The organism is Nocardiopsis sp. NPDC058631 (assembly GCF_042716955.1).
In the GTDB taxonomy this organism is placed as follows: Bacteria; Actinomycetota; Actinomycetes; order Streptosporangiales; family Streptosporangiaceae; genus Nocardiopsis.
In genome coordinates, this window is the sequence record NZ_JBHXQY010000205.1 from 1 (window position 1) to 1,321 (window position 1,321).

Here is a 1,321-nt window from a genome sequence, read left to right on the forward strand (position 1 = left end):
TCCAACCCCGCCACCAACTCACCACGGTCACCACCCCACACCGCAGCCCGAAACTCCAACCCCGCCCGATGCACCGCCAACGACAAACCCACGTCAGAGGGGGTCAGGTCGGGATCGGCGCGCACATGCGCGGCCAGGCGCTCCGCCTGGACCCGCAACGCGCTCTCGGACCGGGCCGAGACCACCCAGGGCAGCTGCGGCAGCGGCTCCGTCCCGGTGCCGCCCCCGGCTGGTGCCTCGGCCACCGGCGCCCCGGTCGCCGCCGTGGTCAGGGGTGCTTCCTCCAGGACCGCGTGGGCGTTGGTGCCGCCGATACCGAAGGACGACACGCCGGCGCGGCGGGGGCGCTCCCCGCGCGGCCAGGGGCGGGCGCGGTCCAGCAGCTCGACCCGGCCCGAGTCCCACTCCACGAACGGGGTGGGCTCCTGGGCGTGCAGGCTCCGGGGCATCAGGCCGTGGCGCATGGCCTGCACCATCTTGATCACCCCGCCCACGCCAGCGGCGGCCACGCTGTGTCCGATGTTGGACTTGAGCGAGCCCAGGTAGAGCGGACGGTCCTCGGGCCGCCCCTGGCCGTAGGTCGCCAGCAGCGCCTGCGCCTCGATCGGGTCCCCCAACCGGGTCCCCGTCCCGTGCGCCTCCACCACGTCCACGTCCGTGGCCGACAGGCCCGCGTTCTCCAACGCCTTGCGGATCACCCGCTCCTGCGAGGGGCCGTTGGGGGCGGTGAGCCCGTTGGAGGCACCGTCCTGGTTCACCGAACTGCCCCTGACCAGGGCCAGCACCCGGTGGCCCAGACGGCGGGCATCCGACAGGCGCTCGACCAGCAACAGGCCGACGCCCTCGGACCACACGGTTCCGTCAGCCGCCGCCGAGAAGGGGCGGCACCGCCCGTCCACCGACAGCGCGCGCTGACGGCAGAACTCCACGAACGACAACGGGGTGGACATGATGGTCACACCGCCCGCCAGCGCCAGATCGCACTCACCCTGGCGCAGGGCGTTCACCGCCATGTGCAGCGTCACCAGCGACGACGAACACGCCGTGTCCACCGCCACCGCCGGACCCTCGAACCCGAACGTGTACGCCACCCGGCCGACAGCGATGCTGCTGGAACCGCCGTTCCCGAAGTACCCCTCCACCTCGGCGGGGAGGTCGGCGAAGCTCAGCGCGCCGTAGCCCTGGAACCCCACTCCGGCGTAGACGCCGGTTCTGCTGCCCCGCAGCGACGGAGCCGGAATACCCGCGTCCTCCAACGCCTCCCACACCGTCTCCAACAACAACCGCTGCTGCGGATCAGCCGCCAACGCCTCACGCGGCG

Annotated in this window: 1 protein-coding gene; it reads right to left on the minus strand. The window is 72.7% G+C overall.

All coding sequences use genetic code 11. The features are described from left to right. The coding region (locus ACFWTE_RS29970) for a beta-ketoacyl synthase N-terminal-like domain-containing protein (RefSeq protein WP_378783321.1) at positions 1 to 1,307 on the minus strand (1,307 nt) is incomplete at its 3' end. Between the last annotated feature and the right edge of the window lie 14 nt (positions 1,308 to 1,321).